This window comes from Terribacillus sp. AE2B 122 (genome assembly GCF_902497585.1).
Taxonomy (GTDB): domain Bacteria; phylum Bacillota; class Bacilli; order Bacillales; family Amphibacillaceae; genus Terribacillus; species Terribacillus saccharophilus_A.
Map to the genome: position 1 here is coordinate 1 of NZ_LR700953.1, position 461 is coordinate 461.

Consider the following 461-nt stretch of genomic DNA (forward strand, 5'->3'; position numbering starts at 1 on the left):
TCATTTGGCGACTAGAACATCATACCATGTTTTAACTTTCGTTGTCAACATGTTTTTTTGTTTTTGTTTCTCGTGTTTGCCGCTTCGTTTGAAGCAACTCTAATAATTTACCATGGATGTAATGGCATTGCAATAGTTTTTTTAAATAAATGTTAACCTTTCTTACAAACTGTTACATAGCATTATCCCTCATCCATTTGCATTCTATGCAAATGCCTATATAAAGGTGAAAAGGAGAAGGGCAGAATAACCCTTCTCCTTTCTATTAAGAGCGATTACGCATCTGAGGGAACAGCAATACGTCCCGGATGGACGGAGCATTCGTTAACAGCATGATCAGGCGGTCGATACCGATACCCAATCCACCTGTAGGCGGCATACCATACTCAAGGGACTCTAAGAAGTCCTCATCCATTTCGTGCGCTTCATCATTACCTTGTTCTTTTTCTTTCATCTGCGCT

The 461-nt window shown here is 40.1% G+C and carries 1 protein-coding gene; it reads right to left on the reverse strand.

Going from position 1 to position 461, the window contains the following annotated elements:
• Positions 1–265 precede the first annotated feature (265 nt).
• On the reverse strand, positions 266–461 hold a 196-nt coding region (locus AE2B122_RS19315), incomplete at its 5' end, for an amino acid--tRNA ligase-related protein (protein WP_305852014.1).